The sequence below is a fragment of the Helicobacter saguini genome (assembly GCF_000762875.2).
Taxonomy (GTDB): Bacteria; Campylobacterota; Campylobacteria; order Campylobacterales; family Helicobacteraceae; genus Helicobacter_A; species Helicobacter_A saguini.
In genome coordinates this window covers 1-1,292 of the sequence record NZ_JRMP02000051.1, presented here as the reverse complement: position 1 = coordinate 1,292, position 1,292 = coordinate 1, and the positions used below count along the sequence as shown (strand labels likewise).

1 rRNA gene is annotated in these 1,292 nt (G+C 49.5%); it reads left to right on the top strand.

The window, feature by feature from the left end:
* Nucleotides 1-1,258: ribosomal RNA gene (locus LS64_RS12115) — 16S ribosomal RNA — on the top strand; the annotation flags it as partial.
* Between the last annotated feature and the right edge of the window lie 34 nt (nucleotides 1,259-1,292).

The window sequence follows — 1,292 nt, the reverse complement described above, 5'->3', positions numbered from 1 at the left end:
AGGTAATGGCTTACCAAGGCTATGACGGGTATCCGGCCTGAGAGGGTGAACGGACACACTGGAACTGAGACACGGTCCAGACTCCTACGGGAGGCAGCAGTAGGGAATATTGCTCAATGGGCGAAAGCCTGAAGCAGCAACGCCGCGTGGAGGATGAAGGTTTTAGGATTGTAAACTCCTTTTGTTAGAGAAGATTATGACGGTATCTAACGAATAAGCACCGGCTAACTCCGTGCCAGCAGCCGCGGTAATACGGAGGGTGCAAGCGTTACTCGGAATCACTGGGCGTAAAGAGTGCGTAGGCGGGAAAGTAAGTCAGATGTGAAATCCTGTAGCTTAACTACAGAACTGCATTTGAAACTACTTTTCTAGAGTGTGGGAGAGGTAGGTGGAATTCTTGGTGTAGGGGTAAAATCCGTAGAGATCAAGAGGAATACTCATTGCGAAGGCGACCTACTAGAACATTACTGACGCTCATGCACGAAAGCGTGGGGAGCAAACAGGATTAGATACCCTGGTAGTCCACGCCCTAAACGATGAATGCTAGTTGTTGCCCTGCTTGTCAGGGCAGTAATGCAGCTAACGCATTAAGCATTCCGCCTGGGGAGTACGGTCGCAAGATTAAAACTCAAAGGAATAGACGGGGACCCGCACAAGCGGTGGAGCATGTGGTTTAATTCGAAGATACACGAAGAACCTTACCTAGGCTTGACATTGATAGAATCTGCTAGAGATAGCGGAGTGTCTAGCTTGCTAGACCTTGAAAACAGGTGCTGCACGGCTGTCGTCAGCTCGTGTCGTGAGATGTTGGGTTAAGTCCCGCAACGAGCGCAACCCTCGTTCTTAGTTGCTAGCAGTTCGGCTGAGCACTCTAAGAAGACTGCCTTCGTAAGAAGGAGGAAGGTGAGGACGACGTCAAGTCATCATGGCCCTTACGCCTAGGGCTACACACGTGCTACAATGGGGTGCACAATGAGATGCAATATCGCGAGATGGAGCTAATCTCTAAAACATCTCTCAGTTCGGATTGTAGTCTGCAACTCGACTACATGAAGCTGGAATCGCTAGTAATCGCAAATCAGCCATGTTGCGGTGAATACGTTCCCGGGTCTTGTACTCACCGCCCGTCACACCATGGGAGTTGTATTCGCCTTAAGTCGGGATACTAAATTGGTTACCGCCCACGGCGGATGCAGCGACTGGGGTGAAGTCGTAACAAGGTAACCGTAGGTGAACCTGCGGTTGGATCACCTCCTTTCTAAGAGAATATTAAAACATTCACTTGTTTTAAT